Here is a 22,107-nt window from a genome sequence, read left to right on the forward strand (position 1 = left end):
CGCCCGATCTCGCCTCAAGAACCCCCCACGAATCGGCCACGAGCCCCTATCGTGCAAGTGCCCGATTAGCCTGAGGAGGCTCTGTGACCCATCCGATCGACCGCCGCATCTTCCTGGCGGGACTCGTCGGCGGTGCCGCCACCGTGGGCCTGGCCGCCTGCGGGGCTCCCCCACTCACCGTGCCCGAGCGGGCCGCGACCGGCGCCGCGGTTCCCGGCGCGACGATGCGCATCGCCCGCCCCGCCGCCAGCGCCGCCGAGACCCTCGATCCCGCGAGCGCGCTCTCCGCCTACGAATACCTCGGGGCCATCTACAACCGCGTGGTCCGACTCGACCGCAACGGCGAGACCGTGCCGGACCTCGCGACCGAATGGTCGAGCAACGCCGACGCCACGACGTGGACCTTCCAGCTGCGCCCCGGGGTGCGCTTCCACGACGGCCGCCCGCTCACCGCCCGCGACGTGCGCTACACGTTCGGGCACATCCTCGATCCCGACACGGGCTCGCCCCAGGCCGGCCCGCTCGCGCTCGTCGACTCGATGGACGCGGTCGATGCGACGACGATCCGGTTCAACCTGTCGACCCCGAACGCCGAGTTCCCCTCCCTGCTCACCGCCTACCAGTGCTATGTCATCCCCGAGGACTCCGCGGGCGAGATCGGCCGGACCGGCATCGGCACCGGGCCCTTCGTGCTCGAGTCCTACGAGCCCGCCGGCGCCGGCAAGGTGCGCGCGAACGAGGACTACTTCGACGGCCGCCCCGTCCTCGACGCCATCGAGTTCTTCTCCATCCAGGACACCTCCGCCCGGGTGAACGCGCTGCTCGCCCGCCAGGTCGACCTGCTCAGCCAGACGAACCTCGACAACGCGACCGCCCGGGTCGTGGCCGGCTCCCCCGGCACGACCGTGGCCCGGGTCGAGAACGCGCAGTGGTACACGATCCCGATGCTCGCCACGAGCGAGGAGTTCTCCGACCCGAAGATGCGCGAGGCGATGAAGCTCGCCTACGACCCCCGCCGGGTGCTCGCCACCGCCCTGCAGGGCACCGGCACCCCCGGCTGGGACAACCCCGTGCCGCCGCAGATGGCCGCCTTCACCGAGGTCGAGCGCGAATACGACCCGGACAAGGCCCGCGCGCTGCTCAAGGAGATCGGCCGGGAGGACTTCCGCACGAAGATCTACACCTCCGCCTACGAGCCGAACTTCACGGCGATCGCCACCTCCTTCGCCCACCAGGTCCGCGAGGCCGGGATCCGCCTCGACATCACGAACGTCTCGGCCGACTCCTACTACACCCAGATCTGGATGGCGCAGCCCCTCATGGTGAGCTACTGGTTCACGGGCCGCCCGATCGACCAGCTCCTCAACCAGGTCTTCCGCACCGGGTCGAGCTACAACGAGTCCGCCTGGTCGAATCCGCAGTTCGACGACCTGCTCGACGCCGCCCGCGCCGACACCAACGACGCCACCCGGCTCGCCAAGTACCAGGACGCCCAGCGGCTCATCGTGGCCGACGGCGCCGACCTCACCCCGGTCTTCGGCGACCGGCTCGTGGGACTGTCGACCAACGTCGTCAACTACGACGAGTACGGCTTCGAATTCGACTATCTGACCATCGGCCTGAGGGAGGAACGATGACCCGGCTCGTGCTCACCCGGCTCGCGACCGGGATCATCACGCTCTTCCTCACCGCGTTCTTCGTGTTCTTCGCGGTGCAGGCCCTCCCCGGCGACGTGGCCGCCCAGCTCCTCGGCCAGGACGCGACCCCCGAGGCCCTCGAGGCGATGCGCGCCCGGCTCGGCCTCGACCAGGGGGTCTGGGTGCGCTTCGCCGACTGGATCGCCGGCGCCGTCCGCGGCGACTTCGGCACCTCGCTCGTCTCCGGCGAGCCCGTCGCCGCCGGCGTCTGGTCCGCGTTCGCCAACACCCTGATCATCGCCCTGCCCGCAATCATCGTCGGGGTGGCCGGCTCGATCTGGCTCGGGATCCGGGCCGCCGCGCGCCGCGGCCGGGCCACCGACTCGACGATCTCCGTGCTCGCGCTGCTCGGCATGAGCATCCCGGAGTTCGTCGTCGCCACGGTGCTCGTGCTGCTGCTGGCGATCCTCCTGCCGATCTTCCCGGCCGTGGTCGTGCAGGGCCCCTCGGCATCCTTCGGCGAGCTGGCACCGGCCGCGATCCTGCCGGCCGTCACGCTCATCATCTCGATGGCGGCCTACATCATCCGCGCGATGCGCTCCTCCGCCATCGACGGTCTCGCGACCGAATACGCGACCCTGTCGACCCTCAAGGGCGTGCCCCGGCGGCGCGTGCTGTGGCGGCACGTCGCCCCGACCGCCGTGCTGCCCGTGCTGCCGATCGCCTCGATCAACGTGGCCTGGCTCCTCGGCGGCGTCGTCGTGGTCGAGTCCGTATTCAACTATCCCGGCCTCGGCAAGCTCATGCTCGACTCCGTGTCCACCCGTGACCTGCCCGTGCTGCAGGCGATCGCCATCCTCTCCGCACTCGTCTACGTGGTGGCCAACCTCATCGCCGATCTGACCGCCCTGACCGTCGATCCCCGCCTGCGCACGTACGGACGGCGCGCGCGGGGCGGGGACACGCCGACGCCGGGCGGCCCGCCCGGCCACGTCGACGCACCGACCCCGCACGCCCCCTCCGGGCGGCCCGACCAGGAGGTGACGGCATGACCGCTCCCACCGCCCCCACCGGGGCACCCCGCCCCCACGTCCTGCGCCGCGCACTGCACGCGTTCCGCGCGGATCTGGACCGCTCCACCCGAATCGGGCTCGTGCTCGTGGCGATCACCGTGCTCGTCGCCCTGGCCGCCCCGTTGCTCGCCCCGTACGACCCGGTGGCGACCGACGCCGAGAACGCCCTGGCGGGCGCCGGTTGGGACCACTGGCTCGGTACCGACGCCTACGGCCGGGACGTGCTGTCCCGGCTGTTGCTCGGCGGCCGGTTCGCGCTGACCGTCGCGCTGCTGGCAACTGTCTGCGCGGTGGTGCTCGGCACGATCATCGGCACGATCGCGGCGTTCTACGGCCGCTGGGTCGACAGCGTCATCAGCCGCCTGCTCGACTCGATCCTCGCCGTTCCCGCCGTGCTCGCCCTGCTGCTCATCGTCTCCGTGTTCGGAAACTCCATCCCCGTGCTCGTGCTGGCGATCTCGGTGGTCTACGTGCCGGCCGTGGCGCTCGTCATCCGCGGCGCGACCCGGCCCGTACTCACGAGCGACTACGTTCGTGCCGCCCGCGCCCGAGGCGAGCGGGCGCCGTCCATCATCTTCCGGGAGGTCCTGCCGAATATCCTCGACGTCGTGCTCGTGGAGTTCGCGATGCGCGCCTCATGGGTCGTGCTGCTCGTCTCGACCCTGTCGTTCCTCGGCTTCGGCGTGAACCCTCCCGCGCCGGACTGGGGCCTGATGATCCAGGAGAACCGCACCGCCCTGACCGTGGCGCCGGCCGGAACGCTCGCCCCGATCGTCGCGCTCGCGGCGCTCGTGGTCGGGCTCAACCTGGCCGCCGACGGGCTCGGCAAGTACTTCGGAGTGGACCGGGCCCAGCGAGGAGTGCAGTCATGACCGTCACCACCGATCTCACCGCCCGGATCAGCGGGCTGACCATCTCCTACGCCGCCGGCACCGGCCGGGTGCGCGTCGTCGACGACCTCTCCCTCGACCTGAGGGCCGGGCGCACGCTCGGCCTCGTGGGCGAGTCCGGCTCCGGCAAGTCCACCGTGGCCGACACACTGCTCGGCCACCTGCGGCCCGGCTCGGCGATCGACTCGGGAACCGTCGAGGTGCAGGGGCGGGACGTGTTCGCCCTCGCCCCGCGGGACCTGCGCGCACTGCGGGGGCGCACGGTCGCCCTCGTGCCGCAGAACGCCGGGCACTCCCTCACACCGTCCATGCGGATCGGTGAACAGATCCGCGAGGCGCTGGCCGTGCACGGGCTGCCCGCAGGAGACGACCGGGTGCACGAGCTGCTCGCCAGGGTCCGCCTACCCTCGCCCGCGCAGCTCGCCCGGCGCTATCCGCACGAACTCTCCGGTGGGCAGCAGCAGCGCGTGACGATCGCCATGGCGATCGCACCGGGCCCGAAGGTGCTCGTGCTCGACGAGCCCACCACCGCCCTGGACGTCATCACCCAGGCCGCGGTGCTCGCGCTCGTGGCCGACCTGCGCGACGAGCTCGGGATGGCGGTGCTCATCGTCAGCCACGACCTCGGCGTGGTCTCGGCCGTGAGCGACGAGGTCGTCGTCATGCGCACCGGAGCGGACGTCGAGCACGGCCCGACCTCCCAGGTACTCACCGCGCCGCGGGCCGACTACACCCGCGAGCTGCTGGCCGCCGCGCCCCGCATCGAGGGCACGGAGCCGCCGCCCCTGCTCGACCTCGGCGCCGACGTGGTGCTCGCCTGCGAGGGCGTGGACATCCGCTACCCGCATGCCCCGCGCCGGGCGGTGACCGACTTCGGAGTGCAGGTGCGCCATTCGGAGACGGTCGCGCTCGTGGGTGAGTCCGGATCGGGCAAGTCGACCGTGGCCACGGCGCTGGCCGGACTCGTGCGGATCGAGGCCGGCCGGATGACCCTGCGGGACGCCGACGGCGCCTCCCACGACCTGGGCGGACCGGTCGCGCGCCGGCCGCGCGCGGTCCGCCGCGGCGTCCAGATGGTGTTCCAGAACGCCGACCTGGCCCTCAACCCGCGCAGGTCCGTCGCCGATGCCATCGCCCGCCCGCTCACAGTGTTCGGCATCCTCTCCCGCAACCAGCGGCGCGCCGAGGTGGAGCAGCTTCTGATCGAAGTGGGGCTCGGGCCAGAATTCGCGCCGCGCCTGCCGGGTCAGCTCTCGGGCGGGCAGCGCCAGCGCGTCGGTATCGCGCGCGCGCTCGCCGCCCGCCCGAGCCTGCTCATCGCCGATGAGCCGACCACCGCCCTGGACGTGTCCGTGCAGGCCGAGGTGCTCGACCTGCTCGACGAACTCCGGGAGCGGCGCGGCCTCGCGTGCCTGTTCATCAGCCACGACCTGGCCGTCGTGCGCCGCCTCGCCCACCGGATCGTGGTGATGAACTCCGGCCACATCGTGGAATCGGCACCGACGTCCGAGCTGTTCGCCGATCCGCGCCACCCCTACACGCGCACGCTGCTCGACTCCGTGGTCGAGCCTGGGCAGGCGCGCCTCCCCGACGACGATGTCGAACACCGTCGTTTCCAGATCGACGGGTCCGCGCAGCTACGCCGCGTGGGACCCGACCACGTTGTTCGCATGGACGAAGGAGTGAACGCCTGATGCAGGTGGAGATCGACCCCGCCGCAATCGAGGTGCGGGACCTGTGGATCCCGCTCGCCGACGGCACCCGGCTGCGCGGGCGGGTGTGGCTGCCGGCCGAGATCCCGGCCGGCGGCGTGCCGGTGGTGCTGGAGTACCTGCCCTACCGGCTCGACGACTGGACCTCGGTGCGCGACAGCGAGCGCCACCCCTACTACGCCGCCCACGGGTACGCCTCGGTGCGGGTGGACGTGCGCGGCACCGGCGGCTCGGAGGGCCTGTTCACCGACGAGTACTCCCCCGCCGAGCTCGACGACGGGGTGGAGCTGATCGACTGGCTCGCCCGGGCGCCGTGGAGCAACGGGAACGTGGGGATGTTCGGGATCTCCTGGGGCGGATTCAACTCCCTCCAGCTCGCCGAACGCGCCCCCGCCGCGCTCAAGGCGATCGTGACCGTGTGCTCGACCGACGACCGCTACGACAACGACGTGCACTACATCGGCGGCGCGCTCCTCGGGATCGACATGTCGGCCTGGGCGGGCACGATGCTCGCCTTCGCCTCCCGCCCGCCGCACCCCGACGCCGTCGGGCCCGACTGGGTGGACTCCTGGCGGGAGCGGCTCGAGGGCCAGTACCCGCTCGGGCCGCGCTGGCTCGCCCACCAGGACCGCGACGACTACTGGCGCCGCGGCAGCGCCTGCGAGAACTATCCGGGCATCTCGGCGGCCGTGCTCGCCGTGGGCGGCTGGTCCGACCCCTACCGCGACACCGTGCTGCGGCTGCTGGAGAACCTGCCGGGCCCCGTGCGCGGGATCATCGGGCCGTGGTCGCACCAGTACCCCGACCGCGAACTCGCCCCCGGCCCCCAGATCGACTTCCTCGGCGAGACCCTGCGCTGGTGGGACCACTGGCTGCGGGGCGCCGGCACCGACGTCATGGCGGAGCCGCGGCTGCGCGTGTGGGTGACCGACTCCGAACGGCCCTCGCCCTATATCCGCGAGCGCAGCGGCCGCTGGCGTGGCCTCGACTGGCCTACGGACGACGCCGCTCGCCCGGGCAGGGGCGCCGCGCCGTCCGTACGCCTTCGCCTGGGCGAGGGCCGGATCGCGGTGGACAGCCCGTGGAACACGGGCCAGGACGCGGGCCGCTACTTCCCGTTCGGGAACGCGGCCGACCTGCCGGTCGACCAGCGCGCGGAGGACGGGCGTTCGGCGTGCGTCGACCTGCCGGTGGGCGAGGCCGGCCTCGACCTCGTGGGGCGCGCGCTCGTGCGGCTGCGGCTGAGCAGCGATGCGCCGCGGGCCAACGTCGTCGTGCGGCTGTGCGACGTCGCCCCGGACGGCTCCTCGACGCTCGTGACCCTCGGGGTGCTCAACCTGCTGCGGCGGGCGGGCATGGACCGCAGCGACGAGCTCGTCCCGGGCGAGGACGTCGACGTGGAGATCGCGCTCAAGGCCGCCGGATACTCGTTCCCGGCCGGGCACACCCTGCGAGTGGCGCTGAGCAACCACTACTGGCCGTGGGTGTGGCCGCACGGGCAGGCCGGGGCGCTCTCGGTCGACCTGTCGGCCGGCTCGATCGAGCTGCCGCTGCTCGATCCGGCGGCCGTGCCGGTGGAGTTCGGGCCGGCGGTGCACGCCCGCCCGATCCCGGTGACCACGCCGGAGCGCGCGCCGCTGCCGGGACCGGAGCGGGTGACCAGCCACGACGTGGCCGCCGGCGAGACGTCGCTGCGGGTGGATCCGCGCTACGGCGGCACCCGCCGGTACCCGGACGGGCTCGTGTTCCTCGAGGACGCGCTCGAGACCTACCGGATCGTCGAGGGCGACCCCACCTCCCCGACGGCGCGCACCTCGTGGGAGCTCGAGCTCGCCAAGGACGACTGGCGGGCGTTCGTGCGCACGGAGACCGCGCTCACCTCGACCGGCGACGACTTCACCTACACGGCGCGGGTGCGGGCGCGCGCGGAGGTCGCCGGGCAGGAGCGGCTCACGTTCGAGCGCACCTACACGGACGTGATCCCGCGGAGCTCGGTGTGAGTGCGTGGGCCCCGCGGTCGCGGGCGTGAGCGAGGTGGCCCGGCGCCGGCTCCCCCCGGCGCAGCGGCGCCGGCAGATCGTCGAGGCCGCGCGCACCCGGATCGCCGCCCAGGGGGTGGCGCGGGCCTCGCTGCGCGACATCGCGGCGGCCGCGGGGGTGTCGATGGGCACGGTCTCGTATCACTTCGCCGGGGTGGACGAGATCCTCTCGGCCGTCGTGATCACCGAGGCGCGGGAGTTCTACGCGGCGGCGGTGGCCACGGCCGATGCCGAGGACGACCCCTGGCAGGCCCTAGCGGCGCTCATCGATCCGATGTTCGACGATTCGCCCGCGGTGCTCTCGCACTGGCGGATCTGGACGCACTACTGGGCGGCCGTGGCGCGGCGTCCGGGGATCGCCGGGGCCCACGACTCCCGGATCCGGCACTGGGAGGAGTGCTGCGCCCGCGTCCTCGCCCGGGGGGTCGCGAGCGGGGCGTTCCGGACCGTCGACCCGGCGGCCGCCGCGCTCAAGCTCGCGGCCTACTCCGACGGGCTCGGCGCGCAGTGGGCCCAGGGGGTGACCTCGTTGACGCCCGTGCGCGCACGGACCTGGATGCACGAGTTCGCGCGGGCGCTGCTCGCGGCCTGAGCGGCCGCTGGGGCTTGAGGGGCCGAGTGGCCTGAGGGGCTGAGGGGCCTGTGCGGCCGCGCGGATCGGACCACGCCGACCAGGGCCGTATCCGCGATTCCCCCGCCGACCAGGGCCAAACCCGCACTCTCCCCGCCGACCAGGGCCGATGCCGGGCTTTCCGTGCGGATTCCGCGGATTTCACCCTGGTCGGCAGCAGATGGGACGGGGCGAAGACAAGGTCGCTTGACACCAAAGGCGCGCGTCAAGCAGACTTGTCACGACAAGGGCACTTGACATCACTGAGCCGCAGCGGGCCCGCATCAGGCATCCGATCGGCCGAACGCCAGGAGGCGCGATGCGGAACAGCGTGCGCGATCTACGCACCTCGACGGGGATGTCGCAGGCCGAGCTCGCCGCCGCACTCGGCGTCTCCCGCCAGACGATCAATTCGATCGAGACGGGCCGCTACGACCCCTCCCTCCCGCTGGCGATCACGATCGCCCGCCACTTCCACCACCGCGTTGAGGAGATCTTCCATGTCGACGACTGACCGCACCCCGCTCCAGACGTTCCTGCTCGTGCTCATCCCGTTCGCCGGCCTCGTGCTGCTCACCGCGATCGGCCTGCTCCTGCGCGAGTACGCCCCGGGGAACATGGGCACCGGCTTCCTCGTCGGGGCGGGCCTGGCCCTCGTGGCCGCCGCGGTCGCGGGCCTGCGAGTGGTGCGCCACCCCGAGCGGGCCACCACGTTCGAACGCGGCTGGACCCAGCGCGGCGACGAACGCGACGACCTCGTGCTCACCCGCGCTCTGGCCGTGCTCGGCCTGCTCTCGCTGCCGCTGACGGTCGCGGCCACCCTGCTCATCGGCGTCGGGGTGGACCAACTGCCGATCCTGCTCGCGCTCAACCTCGCCCTCATGGCGACCCTCGCGATCTCCTTCGCCGTGATCAACCGGCGCAACTGACCCCGCGGGGGATGCAGCGGGGAGGATCGCCCGCACCCGCGCAGGTCGGCCCGTGTGGACGGGCCTCGGGTTCATGGCCGCGTCGGATCGACCTCCTGCGCGCAGGTCGGCCCCCACCCGAGGGCGGCGCACCCGAGAACACCCGAGGGCGGCGCACCCACAACCACCCAAGGTCAGGGGAGGTCGGCGAGCACCGCCTCGAGGGTCTTCTCGGCCCCGACCTCGTGGAGCAGCCCGAGCGCCCGCAGGTAGGGCCCCGTGAAGGCCGGCCGATCCGCGAGGTCGTCGAACAGCTCCTCGTCGCGGAGGAACGCGAGCGGATCCTCCCCCTGGCGGGCCGCGGCGGCCATGACCCGCTCCTTGAGCCGGTCCACCACGTCGATCGGGCGGCCCTGCTCGTCGACCCCCTCGGCGTAGCGCGCCCACGAGGCCACGATCGCCGCGGAGAGCGCCACCTGCGGGTCCGGGTGCTCGAGCTGCTCGCGCACGACCGGCAGCAGCCACTTGGGGATCCGGTCGGAGGATTCGGCGCACAGCCGCGCCACCGTGTCGCCGATCGCCGGGTTCGAGAACCGCTCGATGAGCTGCGGCCGGTACACCTCGAGGTCGATGCCGGGAATCGGGCGCAGCGTCGGGCCGGCCTCCCGCTCCATGTACTCGAGCAGCAGCCGGGAGACCAGCGGGTTCATCGTGGCGTCGTGGGCGTAGTGGTATCCCATGAGCGCCCCGAAGTAGCACAGCCCCTGGTGTGAGGAGTTGAGCAGGCGCAGCTTCATCAGCTCGTACGGCGTCACGTCGGTCACGACCTGCACGCCCGCCTCCTCGTACGGCGGGCGCCCGTCGGTGAAGGTGTCCTGCAGCACCCACTGGAAGAACGGCTCGGCCACGACCGGCCACGCGTCCTCGACCCCGAAGCCGTCCGCGAGCGCCGCCCGGTCCGCGTCCGTGGTCACGGGCGTGATCCGGTCGACCATGGAGTTCGGGAACGCCACGTGCGCACCGATCCAGTCCGCCAGCTCCGGGTCCTTGGCCCGGGCGAACGTGAGGATCGCCCGCCGCGCCACCACCCCGTTGTCCTGGAGGTTGTCGCAGGACATGACCGTGAACGGCCGGATCCCCCGCTCCCGGCGCAGCCGCAGCGCGGCGGTGATGTAGCCGAACACGGTCTCGGGCAGCCCGGAGCCGAGGTCGTGGGCGACGTGCGGATCGTCCAGCATGAACTCGCCCGTGACCTGGTTGATGTTGTACCCGCCCTCGGTCACCGTGAGCGAGACGATCCGGATCGCCGGATCGGCCAGCCGCTCGAGCACGACGCCGGGATCCTCCGGCGCGAACAGGTAGTCGACGATCGAGCCGATGACCCGCGCCTGCAGGTCGGTCTCGCCGCGCTTCTCCACGAGCGTGTACAGGTGGTCCTGGGCCGCGAGCGCGTCGCGCATCGCCGCGTCCCCCGGCATGAGGCCGATGCCCACGATCCCCCAGTCCCGGGCCAGGCCGGCGCGCAGCAGGTCGTCGATCGCCTTCGCCTGGTGGGCCCGGTGGAATCCGCCCACGCCGACGTGGGCGATGCCGGCGGTGATCGCCGATCGGTCGTAGTCGGGCACGGCGACCTCGCCGCGTTCCCGGAGCCGCGGGAGCGCGGCGGCGGTGAGGCGGAGGGTGGAACGCTCGGTCATGATGTCCTTCTCTCTTCGCGGTTCCTAGGGCAGGCCCGGCTCACGCAGAGCGGTGGCGGGATCGGGATCGGCGGTGACGCGGGCGGGTGGGGCCCGGTGCGGGTCGAGCAGCAGGGTCCTCGGCTGGGCCACCGAGTGCGCGCCCCACGAGGCGGCCGTCGCGATCGCCCGTTCGGGTCCGCCGGCGGCCAGTCCCACGAGGAAGCCGGCGAGCGAGGCGTCCCCCGCGCCGGTGCTGTTGACCACCGCCGGCGCGGGGGCGTGGGCGTGCCACGTGTCCGCCCCCGTGACGAGCAGCGCCCCGTCGGAGCCCATGCTCACGTACACGTACTCCACGCCGCCGCGGGTCAGCGTGGTCGCGGCCGCGATCACCTCGCCCACGGTCCGTAACGGCGTACGGACGGCGCCCGCCAGCTCGTGCGTATTCGGCTTGAGCAGCGCGACGTCCCCCAGGTGCGTGTCGAGGATGTGCGCCAGGGCGGCGTCGGAGGAGTCCATGCCGACCCGGAGGCCCGCGCCGCGGGCCGCCCGGAGCAACTCGCCGACGGGAACGAGCGATCCGGGCCGCGCCGCGCCGGCGAGCTGCGGCACCGTGCCGGCGAGCAGGATCCACTCGGCGCCGATGCGCCGCGCCTCCGCGAGGGCGAGGTCGCGCACGGCGTCCCATTCGGCCCGGGTGAGCGGCACGGGGGCCTCGTTCACCTTGGTCGTGGCGCCGGCCCCGTCGAGGATCGTCGTGTTGATGCGGGTGTGGCCCGCGGTGGCCACGGCCGTGAACACCTCGGCGTGGGGGCCGGCGTCGAGCATCGGCAGCGCCTCGGAGCCGAGGGCCGCGACCCCGGCGACCGGGTGGCCGGCGGCCGCGAGCGCGTGGGCCACGTTGACGCCCTTGCCGCTCAGCTCGCGGGTGACCGTGGCGGCGCGATGCAGCTCGCCGGGATGGAGCCCGCCGGGCAGCCGGTAGGTCAGATCGAGCGCGGCGGCGAGGGTGACGGTCACGACTCCGCCGGCCACCTCCGCGGGGCTCATGCGTGGCTCCCCTCGGCCACGGCGACCGTCACGCCGGCCTGGGTCAGGGGCGACACGAGCGAGTCGGGAAGCGGGCAGACGCTGAGGATCGCGTGGAAGTCCGCGGCCCTGGCGTATCCGATGAGCCCCGCCGGCTCGCCGCCGTCGACGAGCAGCACCGATTCGGTGGCGCGGGCGAGGGCGGCGCGCTTGAGGGCCGCCGCATGCGAGCTGTGGGTCCGGGCGGCGCTCGCATCCGAGCCGTCGAGGCCCGGCACCACGAAGAACGCCCGGTCGAAGCTGAGGTCGACGATGAGCTCGCGCGCCCACTGCCCGGACTCCTCCCCGTCCCGGGAGACCCGGCCGCCGAGGTTGTACACGGTCACGTGCTCGTGCCGGCTGGCGGCGAGGGCGACCGGCACGGAGTTGGTCACGACCTGCAGGTCGGGGCTGTCCGGGAGGGCGGCGGCGAGCGCCTCGCACGCCCGGCCGGCGTCGAGGAAGATGCTCCCGGCCGCGGGCACGCGTTCCAGGGCGAGCGCGGTGAGCGGATGGGAGTCCGGTTCGGCGCCGGAGATGTGCGGGAGCGAGTCGATATAGGAGGCCTTGGCCACCGCTCCCCCGTGGACCCGGGTCAGGTGCCCCTGCGCCTCGAGGGTGCGCAGGTCGCGGCGCACGGTCTCCTCGGCGACCGCGAGGCCGGCCGCCAGGTCCGTCACCTCGACGCGGCGGTCCCGCCCGATGAGGGCGAGGATCCGCTCGCGCCGGTCGGCGATGCTCAGCCCGGGGGCGAGGGTCGGCTCGTCGGTCATCGTGTGGTTCCTTCCCACCAGGGCTCCAGGTCGCGGGTCAGCTCGTCGAATCTGCCGATCACATGCTCCCAGTAGCCGCGCAGCGCCGCCCGCGGCGGCACCGGCTCCGCGGCGGGCACGAGCTCCTGCACCGCCTCGATCGAGTCGAAGTGGCCGCCGCCGACGCCGGCGAGGGCCGCGGCTCCGAACGCGCCGGCCTCGGCCGTGCTCACCGCCTGCACGGGCGCGTTCATGACGTCCGCCACGAGCTGGGTGTACAGGGGGGAGCGGGAGAGCCCGCCGCCGAGGAGGACCGGCTCGGCCCAGTCGAACCGCTCGGCCAGGGCGCCCGCGTGCAGCCGGTGCATGAGCGCGATCCCCTCGAGCAGGCCGCGCAGCACGTGGGCGCGCGTGTGCGAGCCCCGCAGGCCGGCGATCGTGCCGGTGCCGGGACCGTCGAAGGGGGCACCGACCAGGTAGGGCAGCAGCAGCGGGACCTCCTCGGCCGCCTCGAGCGCGGCGGCACCCGCGAACAGGGCGTCGCGCTCGGCGTCGCCGTCGACCCCGAGCAGCCCGAGCAGCCAGTCGAGGGCGGGGGCCGCCGTGGCGGAGGTGGACATGGCGATCCGCAGGTCCGCGGTGATCGAGACCCGGGACTGCCAGCGGGGGTCGACGTGCACCTGCGTGGTCGTCACGCCGTTCGTGGAGAAGGACCCGGCCACGAGCGCGAGCCGGCCCGGCACGAGGGCGCCCATGCCGATCGAGTTGGCCTGCACGTCGTGGAGTCCGACGACGACGGGGGTCCCCTCCGCGAGGCCGGTCGCCGCCGCGGCGGCCGCGGTGACGGCCCCGCCGGGAGCGGCGCTCTCCGCGAGCGGGGGCAGGAGCCGTTCGAGGTCGGCCAGCCCGAACGCCTCGAGCACCTGCGTGCTCCACCGGGCGGTGTGGGTGTCGAGGAACGTGGCGGTCGCGTCCGACAGGTCCGTGCCGACCTCCCCGGTGAGGCGCAGCCGGATCACGTCCTTGCAGAACAGCATCGTGGCCGCCCGCTCGAGCAGGCCGGGGTCGTGCCGGGTGAGCCAGCGCAGCAGCGGGCCCGCTCCCCCGGCCGGGTGGCGCTGGCCGGAGCGGTCGAGGATCGTGCGGGCCCGGGGGCCGTCGCCGGCGAGTTCGGCGGCCTCGGCGCGGGCCCGGGTGTCCATGGCCGTGATGGCCGGGCCGACCGCTGCGCCCGCCGCATCGACCAGGTGCAGCCCGTCGCCGTGGCCGCTCACCCCGACCGCACGGATCCGCTCGGGCGCGATCCCGAGCCGGCCCGCCCGGCCCACCGCCTCGGCGATCGCGCCGGCGGCGGCCGACCACAGCTGCGCCTGGGTGCGTTCCGCGAAACCCGGAGCGGGCCGGGAGACCGGGCTGCTCCGCCGTCCCCACGCGATCGGCGCCATCGCGGAATCGTGCACGACCGCCTTGACCGTGGTCTGCCCGGCGTCGACCCCGAGCAGGTAGCTCCCTGACACTCCGTCTCCCCTCCTGATGTGGGCGTGACCCGACCCGCTGTGGCCCGCTGTGACCCGATGGATGTGGCCGGTGATGCGGGGTTATTTGATGGCGCCCATGGCGAGGCCGCGGACGAGGCGTTTCTGGGCGACCCAGCCGGCGATGATCACGGGGAGGACGGCCAGGGTGGCGGCGGCGGAGAGCGCGGCGAGGAATTGGCCGCGGCCGGAGACGAAGCTGCCGAGGAAGGGTGGGGTGGTGCGGGCGATGGTCGAGGTGAGCAGGTTCGCCAGGAAGTACTCGTTCCAGGCGAAGATGAAGCAGATCAGGGCCGCGGCGGCGATCCCGGGGGCCACGATCGGCACGACGATGCGTAGGAGCTCGGTGCGGAAGCGGGCGCCGTCGACCTGGGCGGCCTCGATGATCTCGGTGGGGACCTCGATGAGGAAGGACCGCATCATCCACACCGCCAGGGGCAGGTTCATGCCCACATACAGGATCGACAGGGCGGTGATGTTGTCCAGGGCGCCGGCGGCCTGCAGGAGCATGTAGATCGGGATGACGGCCGCGGCGATCGGCAGGAACTTCGTGGAGATGAAGAAGAACAACACATCGGTCGAGCGTTTGATCGGCCTCACCGAGAGCCCGTAGGCGGCCGGGACCGCCAGGACCATGACGATGATCGTGGACACGACCGAGGCCGAGACCGAGTTCGTCAGGTAGATCGCGAAGCCCCGGTCGAAGACCTTGGAGAAGTTCTCCAGGGTGAAATCGGCCAGGAACGTGGGCGGCATGGTCGCCGCATCACGCTCGGTCTTGAACGCGGTGAAGACCATCCACGCGATCGGGAAGAAGAACCCGGCCGTCAGCGCCCAGGTCAGCAGCGACAACCCGAACGAGCCGACCCGCCGAGCCAGCGGCCTATGCCGCTTGACGTTCTCGTGGGTTGTCCGCGTGGGCGAGATCGAGGTCGACATCAGCGTGTTCCTTCCGTCTTGAACACCTTGAACAGGGTCCGCAGGGCCACCATCGCCACGATGATCGTCACGATGACCGAGAGCACCCCGTAGGCGGCGGCCTCCCCGATCTCCAGACCGACGAAGGCCCGCTCGTAGAGCAGGTACGACAGGGTCTTGGTGCCCCCGGTCCCGCGGGTCATGATCGCCACCGGGTCGAAGACCTGCAGCAGCAGGATCGCCCCGAGCAGGACCGCCAACTCCACGTACTGACGCAGGTGCGGGATCGTCATGTACAGGAACGTGCGCACCGGGCCCGCGCCATCGACCGCCGCGGCCTCGAGCACGTCACCGGGCTGGGACTGCAGGCCCGCGAGCAACAACAACATCATGAACGGGGTGTACTGCCAGATGAGCACGATCATGATCGTCACGATCGGATGATCGGTATTCCACGCCACCGGCGAGATCCCCACCAGTGAGAACGCCCAGTTCACCATCCCGACATTCGAATCGAGCAGCGCCCACTTCCAGATGAGCGCCGCGGCCGCCGGCATCATCAGGAACGGGGTGATCAGCAGCGTGCGCGCCAACCCCTGACCGATGAACCGGCGATCCAGGAGCAACGCCAACGCCATCCCGAACACGACCGCCACCGCCACACTCACCCCCACGATGAGCACCGTGGCCCACAACGAGGACAGGAACACCCCGCTGCCGAGCACGTTCGCGTAATTATCGAACCCCACGAACCGCTGCTCACCCGGACGCAGCAGATTCCACTCCCGGAACGAATAATAGATCGTCACCAGGAACGGCACCTGCGTGATCACGATCGCAGTGATCAAAGCCGGCCACACAAGCAACCGAGCCAAACGGATTCCAGACCTCGCCCGGGCAGAAGAACCCACCCGGCGCGGCGATGAGGTCTGAGGCGGGTTCGCCACAGCGGTGGTCATGGTGCGTCTTCTCTCTGAGAGATTCCGGTGGTGCGGCGGGGCGCCGCGGGTGCTCGGGAGGGGCCGGTGCCCCCGCGGTGGCGGGGGCACCGGGAGGGTGTCAGCCCTTCTGCGCGTCGCCCGCCTTCTGGGCGAGCTCCTGGCCGGCGTCGAGCACGTCCTCGACGGTCGCCCGGCCGGCGTAGACGTCGGCGATGTCCTGGGAGATCTGGTTGGCGAGATCCTGGAACTCCGGGATCGTCACGTACTGGATGCCGACCCAGGGCTGGGGGTCGACGCCCGGCTGCTCGGGATCGACCGAGGTCATGATGTCCAGGGTGATGTCGGCGAAGGCGCTCGCCGCGTCCTGGTACTCGGGGATCTCGTAGGTCGAGGCGCGCGAGCCCGGCGGCACGCGGCTCCAGCCGAGTTCCTCGCCCACGGTCTTCATGTACTCCTTGCTCGTCGCCCAGCTGACGAACTCCCACGCGGCCTCCTGCTTCTGGGAGGTCTTGGGGATCGCGAGGTTCCACGACCACAGCCATCCGGACTCGTCCGTCTCGACCACCGGGGCGTGCACGTAGCCGACGTTCCCGGCCACGTCGCTCAGGTCCGGCGACTCGACGCTGCCGGCCGCACTCGTGGCGTCGTACCAGAAGGCCGCCTTCCCCTGCGTGAACAGGTTGAGGCACTCGGTGAAGCCGGTCGAGACGGGGTCGGACTCGCCGGCGTCCTTGGTCAGGTCGGTCCAGAACTTCACGGCCTCGACGAACTCGGGGGCGTTGACGGTCGCGTTCCAGTCGGCGTCGAACCAGTTGCCGCCGAAGGTCTGGACCACCGTGGTGAGCGGGGCGAAGATCTCCCCCCAGCCAGGCTTGCCGCGCAGGCAGATCCCGACGTGGTCGTCATTGTCCACCTGACGGGCCATCTCGCCGACCTCCTGCCAGGTCGGGTTCTCGGGCACCGTGAGCCCCGCCTCGGAGATGATGTCCTTGTTGTACATGAGGAAGGACGACTCGCCGTAGAACGGCACGGCGTAGAGCTTCTCGTCCACCGTGAGCAGGGTCCGGATGGGCGAGAGCAGGTCGTCCACGTCGTAGTCGGCATCGCTGCCGGCCATGTCGGTCAGGTCGACGAGCCAGTCGTTCTGGGCCCACATCGGCACCTCGTAGCTGCCGACGGTGACGATGTCGTACTGCCCGCCCTGGGTGGCCACGTCCTTGGTCACGGCATCGCGCAGGTCGTTCTCCTCCATCTGGATGAAGTTGACCTTGATGTCGGGGTGGTCCGCCTCGAACTCCCCCTTGAGCTGCTCCATGTCGATCATCTGCGGGTTGTTCACCGTGGCCAGCGTGAGCTCGACGGTCCCGCCGCCCTCGTCACCCGCGCCGCCACCGCCACCCTGACCGCCGCCCGCACCGGAACAGGCCGCCAACAGCAGTCCCGCCGATGAGAGCGCGACGACCGGGAGCCATCTCCGGTTGCCAGGATTCTTCATCGCTTTGCCTTTCGTCGTCATTGACCGCCCCGGGTGGGTGCGCTGTCCCCACCATGGACCGACTCTGCCCGTTTGGCAAGCCCTGGATGTGGGTTCGTGATGACTTCGTGACTCTCAGACGTTCGATTATCTCGCTTTCGAGAGAGTTGTCGGCGCGACCGGGCAGATCTGGGCCGGCCACGACTGGAAACGGGCATACGATCACACTCCGAGCACCCGCGAGCGCTACCGTGGGTCGCCAGGTGGAGGAAGGAGCCCCGTGTATCCCGCTGAACGCCAGACGGCCATCCTCGAGCAGGCGCACGCCGGCGACGGCCGGCTCTCGGTCTCCCACCTGAGCCACGACCTCACGGTGACACCCGAGACGATCAGGCGCGACCTCGCCGTCCTCGAGCGCCGCGGCCTCATCACCCGGATCCACGGCGGGGCGAGGCTGACCCACCGCAGCCCGTTCGAGCTCTCGCTGGCGAACCGCCAGGCGAAGGAGGTCGACGAGAAGCGGCGCATCGTCGAGCGCACCCTGCAGGAGATCCCGCACGAGGGGGTGGTGCTGCTCGACTCCGGCTACACCCCGCTCGCGATCGCGGCGCGCTTCCCGGACCGCAACCTCATCGTGGTCACGAACAACCTCCCGGCCATCCCGATCCTGCTCGAACGCCCCAAGCTCACGGTCATGGCGCTGCCGGGGCGGCTGCGCCCGATCACTCAGAGCGCCGTGGACGAATGGACCCGGGCCCGGCTGGAGACCCTGCAGGCCGACCTCGCGATCGTGGGACTCAACGCCGTGAGCGTGGCCGGGGGGCTCATGACCACCGTGCCGGACGAGGCGGACGTCAAGCGCGCGATGCTCGCGTGCGCGAAGCGGCGCATCAGCGCGGCCATCGCCTCGAAGGTCGGGCAGACTTCGTTCTGCCGCTTCGCCGGCGTCGAGGACCTGGACATGCTCATCACCGACGACCGGATCTCGGCCGCCGACCGGGAGGCGCTCTCGGCCGCCGGACCCGAGGTGGTCGTGGTCTAACCGTTTCGACCACTGGAGGCACGAATGCAACGACGCGACCTGACCGGCACGGTCATCGCGGTCACGGGCGCCGGCTCGGGCATCGGGCGGGCGAGCGCCGAGGAGCTCATCGACGCCCGGGCCCGCCTGGCCCTGGGCGACCTGCGCGCCGAATCGCTCACGGCCCTCGCCGAGGAGCACCCCGGGGCCGACCTGGCGCAGGTGGCCATGGACGCCGGCACCGCCGACGGGGCGAACCGGCTCGTGGCCGCGGCCGTGGCCGAGTTCGGACACCTCGACAGCATCGTGATCAACGCCGGCGTGGGCTACTTCGGCGGCATCACCGACTGGGACGACGAGCAGATCGAGGCGATGGTCGCCACGAACGTCGCCGGCACCATGTGGGCCACCCGCGCGGCCGTGCGCCAGTTCGACGCGCAGGGCCGCGGCGGGGACATCGTGCTCATCGCCTCCGTGGCGGGACTGGCCGCCGCGAACTCCTGGGAGGCGGTCTACGCGGCGACGAAGCACGCCCAGGTCGGATTCGCGGCCACCCTCGCGCGCGAGGTGACCCCGCGGGGGGTGCGCGTCTCGGTCATCGCACCGGCCGCCGTCCATACGCGGTTCGCGTTCGGAACGGGGCGCACCGAGGACGACCCGGAGCTCGATGCGTACATGCGCCCGAGCGACATCGCCTTCGCCGTGCGCACCGTGCTCGAGCAGCCCCGTCGGCTGCGCACCGCGCTGTGGAGCATGTGGTCGATGGCCGAGCAGCCGTAGGACCCTCAGGCGGTGAGGAGCACCTTGACCTGGGAGCCGTCGACCGCGGCGGCGAACGCCTCCGCCGCGCGCTCCATCGGGAACGTGGCCGTGACGAAGTCCTCCGCCCGGACCGCCCCCGAGGCGATGATCTCGATCGAATCGGCGTAGTCCTCGGGCAGGTAGGTGGCGCTGCCCTGGATGCGGACCTGCTGATCCTGGATCTCGGGCAGCGGCACCGTGACCGGCCCCTGTGCCACTCCGACGATCACGACCGTGCCGGCCTTGAGGGCCATCGCGATCGCCTGGTCCACGGTCGCCTGGATCGCCACGCAGTCGAACACGACATCGGCGCTCTCGCCCAGCTCCGCGCGCACCCGGCCGGGCACGTCGGCGCCGCGGGCGTCGACGACCGCGTCGGCCCCGAGCCGCAGCGCCAGCTCGCGCTTGGCCGGGAGCGGGTCGGTCATGACGATCCGCCGCGCCCCGGCATGGCGGGCGGCCTTGAGCACGAGCAGGCCGATGGTTCCGGCCCCGATGATCGCCACCGCCCGGCCCGCCAGCCCCCCGGGTCCCGCCGGTCGGTCGGCGCCGGCCAACCGAACCGCGTGGACCGGCGTGGCCAGGGGCTCGATGAGCGCGGCCTCGGCGTCGGTGAAGTGCTCGGGCACCCGATGCAGCCGGCCGGCGGGGATCGTGAAGTAGTCCGCCATGCCGCCCTGGGCGTGGCCGCAGCCGAAGAAGCGCAGGTTCTCGCAGAGGTTCGAGCGGCCGGTGGAGCACATCTTGCACGACCAGCACGGCAGGGTCGGCTCGACCGTGACCCGGTCGCCGGCGGCGTATCCGCTCACGCCCTCGCCCACGCCGGCGATCACGCCGACCACCTCGTGCCCCGGGTTGTAGGGCAGCGGCACGAACGGGTGCTGCCCGGCCGCCGCGTGCGTGTCCGACCCGCACACGCCCGTCACCGCGGTGCGCACGAGCACCTCCCCCGCCTGCGGGGAGGGGCGGGGGACGTCGTCCACACGCACCTCGCCCGGGGCGACCACACTCACCCGGCGCATCGTCTCGCTCACGGGATCACCTGCACTTTCAGTCCGTGGCCGGCGCGGAAGAGGTCGAGCGCGCGGTCGAATTCGGCGAGCGGGACCCGGTCCGTGACGAAGACGTCCGCGGGGATGACGCCCGTGGCGAAGAGGTCGAGGGCCCGGTCGTAGGAGTTGAGGGTGGCCATCGACCCGGTGATGGTCAGCTCGTGCCGGAAGATCGAGTAGGGGTCGATGCTCGCGCGCGCGGCGTAGTCGGCGACCCCGAACTGCAGGAACGTGCCGCCGCGCTCGAGGCGGCCGAGGCCGTCGGAGATCGCGCGCTCGTTGCCCGAGGCGTCGATCACGAGGTCCCAGACACGGTCGAACTCGTCCGCGTTCGTGGCCGTGCCGTCGCAGCCGAGCCGCTCGGCGATCGCGAGCTTGGCGGGGTTGACGTCGACCATCCGGACGCTGGCGAGCCCGACCTTCTTCGCGAGCTCGAGCATCATGAGCCCCATCGTGCCCGCCCCGTAGATGACCGCGTGATTTCCGAGCTGGCTCGCGAGCACGTCGTAGCCGCGGATCGCGCACGAGAGCGGCTCGATCAGCGTGGCGTCGCGGGTGTCGATGCCCGCCGGCAGCGCGCGGCAGTACTGTGCGCCGACGACCGCGAACTCCGCGGCGCCGCCGTTGAAGGACGTGCCGTAGCCCCCGGCGACCTCGCACAGGTTCGTGCGGCCGCGCCGGCACGGCGGGCAGCGGTGGCAGATATAGGAGGGGTTGATCGCGACCTGGTCGCCGGCCCGGAACTCCGTCACCTCCGCGCCGGTCGCCACGACCTCCCCGGCGAACTCGTGCCCGGGCACGATCGGGAACGTGTCGGCGAACTCGCCGGCGAGGATGTGCAGGTCGGTGCCGCAGATGCCGTTCGCCGCGACCTCGACCACGACGTCGCCGGGCCCCGGCGTGGGGTCGGGGATCGTGGTGTACTCGACCGTTCCGGGCTCCGTGAAGAGAACCGCCTTCATGCTTTCGCTCCTCGAGATGATGGACGACGTCGACTCACCCTAGAGCGTCCGGCCCGCCCGCGGGGCGCGCCCCGGTGGGCAGGATCGACCGCCTCGCGCGCAGGGGTCGGCAGTCCCCGCCCGGGTCGGCGCGCTCAGGCTCTTCTGCCGGCCACGCCGCGGATGACGTTGAGCCCGCCCAGGACGACGAGGGAGATCCCGAGGAACCACCACAGGAACACGGCCCCCCACAGCGGGCTGCTCAGGAGCGTGAAGCCCGCGATGACCGAGGCCAGCGCGAACACGATCGCGAGCACCTTCGAGTCCGATCGTCCGAGCGTGAAGAGCGCGGCGAAGCCCTCGACGATCCACATGACCCCGACCATGACGGTGAGGAACACGGCGAGGAAGGCGGCGGAGCGGCCCAGCGATCCGAAGGCGAAGGCGCCCGCCGCGATGTACAGCAGGCCGAGCAGGACGTGCGCGATGCGCCCACCCACCCCCAGGCCCTTCGACAGGAGCCCGATCGCGGCGTAGACGATGCCGGCGACGATCGCGTACGCCGCGATGACACCGGCGAGCGCCACCGCGGCCTTCGTCGGCCAGACGAGCACCGCGATGCCGAATCCGACGGCCGCGAGGCCGCCGAGGGAGAGGGCCAGGCGTGCCCCCTGGGCCGGCGGCGCTGAGGTGGACGTGGTCATGCGAGCTCCTTCGCTCCAGGCAGATCCCCGGCGACGTACCGGTATTCAGCAGATCATAGCGATCCGTAGCAGTTCCAGCTGGGCCCTTGTACCCACCTCGCGGCCTGGCCGCGACCACCGCCCTGGGGCCGCAGCGCCGATGAGTTATCGGCCCTGCGCCTTCCGCTTGACCCAGCCGTAGGCGGCGGTGGCGATGACAAGCACGATCCCGATAAACGCGAGCCACAGCAGGCCCTTGATCACGAACCCGAGGATCGCCAGCACGAGCCACAGGATGAGCAGGAACGCGAGGAATCCGAGCATGGCTTCACGGTAGGGCAGCCGGGCGGGCGCGGCCAGGGGCTCACGCACCGAT

The 22,107-nt window shown here is 72.1% G+C and carries 21 protein-coding genes; 10 read left to right on the forward strand and 11 right to left on the reverse strand.

Features of this window, described 5'->3' with window-relative positions; genetic code table 11:
- The first annotated feature begins 83 nt into the window (after window positions 1-83).
- From GCE65_RS11025 to GCE65_RS11060, 8 genes are all read left to right on the forward strand, one after another.
- Window positions 84-1,637 carry an ABC transporter substrate-binding protein gene (locus tag GCE65_RS11025; RefSeq protein ID WP_228759906.1) on the forward strand — a complete coding sequence of 518 codons (1,554 nt, stop codon included), beginning with the start codon at window positions 84-86 and terminating at the stop codon, window positions 1,635-1,637.
- Entirely contained in the window at window positions 1,634-2,689 is a 1,056-nt protein-coding gene (locus GCE65_RS11030) for an ABC transporter permease (RefSeq protein ID WP_152910508.1), read from the forward strand. The genes GCE65_RS11025 and GCE65_RS11030 overlap by 4 nt, the downstream gene beginning before the upstream one ends.
- A complete protein-coding gene (locus GCE65_RS11035; RefSeq protein WP_152910507.1) occupies window positions 2,686-3,582 on the forward strand; it encodes an ABC transporter permease in 897 nt (298 codons plus the stop codon). The genes GCE65_RS11030 and GCE65_RS11035 overlap by 4 nt, the downstream gene beginning before the upstream one ends.
- Window positions 3,579-5,294 (forward strand): ABC transporter ATP-binding protein, encoded by a 1,716-nt coding sequence (locus GCE65_RS11040; protein WP_153878426.1) that lies wholly within the window; start codon window positions 3,579-3,581, stop codon window positions 5,292-5,294. The genes GCE65_RS11035 and GCE65_RS11040 overlap by 4 nt, the downstream gene beginning before the upstream one ends.
- A complete protein-coding gene (locus tag GCE65_RS11045; protein WP_153878427.1) occupies window positions 5,294-7,312 on the forward strand; it encodes a CocE/NonD family hydrolase in 2,019 nt (672 codons plus the stop codon). Before GCE65_RS11040 ends, GCE65_RS11045 begins: the two co-directional genes overlap by 1 nt.
- A gap of 4 nt (window positions 7,313-7,316) precedes the next feature.
- The gene (locus tag GCE65_RS11050; protein ID WP_228759907.1) at window positions 7,317-7,943 is read left to right on the forward strand and encodes a TetR/AcrR family transcriptional regulator; all 627 of its coding nucleotides are present in this window, start codon (window positions 7,317-7,319) and stop codon (window positions 7,941-7,943) included.
- Between the two features lie 337 nt (window positions 7,944-8,280).
- Window positions 8,281-8,475: a helix-turn-helix transcriptional regulator gene (locus GCE65_RS11055; protein ID WP_153878428.1), complete on the forward strand. Its 195-nt coding sequence runs from the start codon at window positions 8,281-8,283 to the stop codon at window positions 8,473-8,475.
- Complete coding sequence (locus GCE65_RS11060; protein ID WP_153878429.1) at window positions 8,462-8,890, forward strand: hypothetical protein; 429 nt, start codon at window positions 8,462-8,464, stop codon at window positions 8,888-8,890. Before GCE65_RS11055 ends, GCE65_RS11060 begins: the two co-directional genes overlap by 14 nt.
- A gap of 173 nt (window positions 8,891-9,063) precedes the next feature.
- On the opposite strand, the gene GCE65_RS11065 is transcribed toward GCE65_RS11060, so the two are convergent.
- From GCE65_RS11065 to GCE65_RS11095, 7 genes are all read right to left on the reverse strand, one after another.
- Window positions 9,064-10,566 (reverse strand): mannitol dehydrogenase family protein, encoded by a 1,503-nt coding sequence (locus GCE65_RS11065; protein WP_153878430.1) that lies wholly within the window; start codon window positions 10,564-10,566, stop codon window positions 9,064-9,066.
- 24 nt (window positions 10,567-10,590) lie between these two features.
- The gene (locus GCE65_RS11070) at window positions 10,591-11,595 is read right to left on the reverse strand and encodes a 1-phosphofructokinase family hexose kinase (protein ID WP_153878431.1); all 1,005 of its coding nucleotides are present in this window, start codon (window positions 11,593-11,595) and stop codon (window positions 10,591-10,593) included.
- Window positions 11,592-12,386: a DeoR/GlpR family DNA-binding transcription regulator gene (locus tag GCE65_RS11075; protein ID WP_152910500.1), complete on the reverse strand. Its 795-nt coding sequence runs from the start codon at window positions 12,384-12,386 to the stop codon at window positions 11,592-11,594. The genes GCE65_RS11070 and GCE65_RS11075 overlap by 4 nt, the downstream gene beginning before the upstream one ends.
- On the reverse strand, window positions 12,383-13,882 hold the full coding sequence (locus GCE65_RS11080; RefSeq protein ID WP_153878432.1) for an FGGY family carbohydrate kinase: 1,500 nt from the start codon (window positions 13,880-13,882) through the stop codon (window positions 12,383-12,385). Before GCE65_RS11080 ends, GCE65_RS11075 begins: the two co-directional genes overlap by 4 nt.
- An 81-nt stretch (window positions 13,883-13,963) precedes the next feature.
- Window positions 13,964-14,839, reverse strand: coding sequence for a carbohydrate ABC transporter permease (locus GCE65_RS11085; RefSeq protein ID WP_153878433.1), 876 nt, complete (start codon window positions 14,837-14,839; stop codon window positions 13,964-13,966).
- The gene (locus tag GCE65_RS11090) at window positions 14,839-15,651 is read right to left on the reverse strand and encodes a carbohydrate ABC transporter permease (protein WP_228759908.1); all 813 of its coding nucleotides are present in this window, start codon (window positions 15,649-15,651) and stop codon (window positions 14,839-14,841) included. Before GCE65_RS11090 ends, GCE65_RS11085 begins: the two co-directional genes overlap by 1 nt.
- A 226-nt stretch (window positions 15,652-15,877) precedes the next feature.
- A complete protein-coding gene (locus GCE65_RS11095) occupies window positions 15,878-17,254 on the reverse strand; it encodes a sugar ABC transporter substrate-binding protein (RefSeq protein ID WP_153878435.1) in 1,377 nt (458 codons plus the stop codon).
- Between the two features lie 259 nt (window positions 17,255-17,513).
- On the opposite strand from GCE65_RS11095, the gene GCE65_RS11100 reads away from it, so the two are divergent.
- Together GCE65_RS11100 and GCE65_RS11105 are read left to right on the forward strand one after the other, a co-directional pair.
- A complete protein-coding gene (locus GCE65_RS11100; protein ID WP_153878436.1) occupies window positions 17,514-18,275 on the forward strand; it encodes a DeoR/GlpR family DNA-binding transcription regulator in 762 nt (253 codons plus the stop codon).
- A gap of 24 nt (window positions 18,276-18,299) precedes the next feature.
- Window positions 18,300-19,034 (forward strand): SDR family oxidoreductase, encoded by a 735-nt coding sequence (locus GCE65_RS11105; protein WP_153878437.1) that lies wholly within the window; start codon window positions 18,300-18,302, stop codon window positions 19,032-19,034.
- A gap of 5 nt (window positions 19,035-19,039) precedes the next feature.
- Here GCE65_RS11105 and GCE65_RS11110 read toward each other — a convergent pair whose 3' ends face one another.
- The 4 genes from GCE65_RS11110 to GCE65_RS11125 form a co-directional block, all read right to left on the reverse strand.
- Entirely contained in the window at window positions 19,040-20,089 is a 1,050-nt protein-coding gene (locus GCE65_RS11110) for a zinc-binding dehydrogenase (RefSeq protein WP_228759909.1), read from the reverse strand.
- On the reverse strand, window positions 20,086-21,069 hold the full coding sequence (locus GCE65_RS11115; RefSeq protein WP_153878438.1) for a zinc-dependent alcohol dehydrogenase family protein: 984 nt from the start codon (window positions 21,067-21,069) through the stop codon (window positions 20,086-20,088). The genes GCE65_RS11110 and GCE65_RS11115 overlap by 4 nt, the downstream gene beginning before the upstream one ends.
- A 134-nt stretch (window positions 21,070-21,203) precedes the next feature.
- Window positions 21,204-21,752 carry an HdeD family acid-resistance protein gene (locus tag GCE65_RS11120; protein WP_153878439.1) on the reverse strand — a complete coding sequence of 183 codons (549 nt, stop codon included), beginning with the start codon at window positions 21,750-21,752 and terminating at the stop codon, window positions 21,204-21,206.
- Window positions 21,753-21,896: 144 nt separating this feature from the next.
- Window positions 21,897-22,103 carry a hypothetical protein gene (locus GCE65_RS11125; protein ID WP_152910634.1) on the reverse strand — a complete coding sequence of 69 codons (207 nt, stop codon included), beginning with the start codon at window positions 22,101-22,103 and terminating at the stop codon, window positions 21,897-21,899.
- Between the last annotated feature and the right edge of the window lie 4 nt (window positions 22,104-22,107).

Origin of the sequence: Pseudactinotalea sp. HY158 (genome assembly GCF_009660225.1) — a bacterium.
In the GTDB taxonomy this organism is placed as follows: domain Bacteria; phylum Actinomycetota; class Actinomycetes; order Actinomycetales; family Beutenbergiaceae; genus HY158.

Coding starts and splice junctions, on each gene's coding strand:
- GCE65_RS11035 (WP_152910507.1), top strand. CDS start 2,686: ATGACCGCTCCCACCGCCCCCACCGGGGCACCCCGCCCCCACGTCCTG.
- GCE65_RS11115 (WP_153878438.1), bottom strand. CDS start 21,069: ATGAAGGCGGTTCTCTTCACGGAGCCCGGAACGGTCGAGTACACCACG.
- GCE65_RS11085 (WP_153878433.1), bottom strand. CDS start 14,839: ATGTCGACCTCGATCTCGCCCACGCGGACAACCCACGAGAACGTCAAG.
- GCE65_RS11060 (WP_153878429.1), top strand. CDS start 8,462: ATGTCGACGACTGACCGCACCCCGCTCCAGACGTTCCTGCTCGTGCTC.
- GCE65_RS11045 (WP_153878427.1), top strand. CDS start 5,294: ATGCAGGTGGAGATCGACCCCGCCGCAATCGAGGTGCGGGACCTGTGG.
- GCE65_RS11070 (WP_153878431.1), bottom strand. CDS start 11,595: ATGAGCCCCGCGGAGGTGGCCGGCGGAGTCGTGACCGTCACCCTCGCC.
- GCE65_RS11120 (WP_153878439.1), bottom strand. CDS start 21,752: ATGACCACGTCCACCTCAGCGCCGCCGGCCCAGGGGGCACGCCTGGCC.
- GCE65_RS11105 (WP_153878437.1), top strand. CDS start 18,300: ATGCAACGACGCGACCTGACCGGCACGGTCATCGCGGTCACGGGCGCC.
- GCE65_RS11055 (WP_153878428.1), top strand. CDS start 8,281: ATGCGGAACAGCGTGCGCGATCTACGCACCTCGACGGGGATGTCGCAG.
- GCE65_RS11075 (WP_152910500.1), bottom strand. CDS start 12,386: ATGACCGACGAGCCGACCCTCGCCCCCGGGCTGAGCATCGCCGACCGG.
- GCE65_RS11095 (WP_153878435.1), bottom strand. CDS start 17,254: ATGAAGAATCCTGGCAACCGGAGATGGCTCCCGGTCGTCGCGCTCTCA.
- GCE65_RS11065 (WP_153878430.1), bottom strand. CDS start 10,566: ATGACCGAGCGTTCCACCCTCCGCCTCACCGCCGCCGCGCTCCCGCGG.
- GCE65_RS11040 (WP_153878426.1), top strand. CDS start 3,579: ATGACCGTCACCACCGATCTCACCGCCCGGATCAGCGGGCTGACCATC.
- GCE65_RS11030 (WP_152910508.1), top strand. CDS start 1,634: ATGACCCGGCTCGTGCTCACCCGGCTCGCGACCGGGATCATCACGCTC.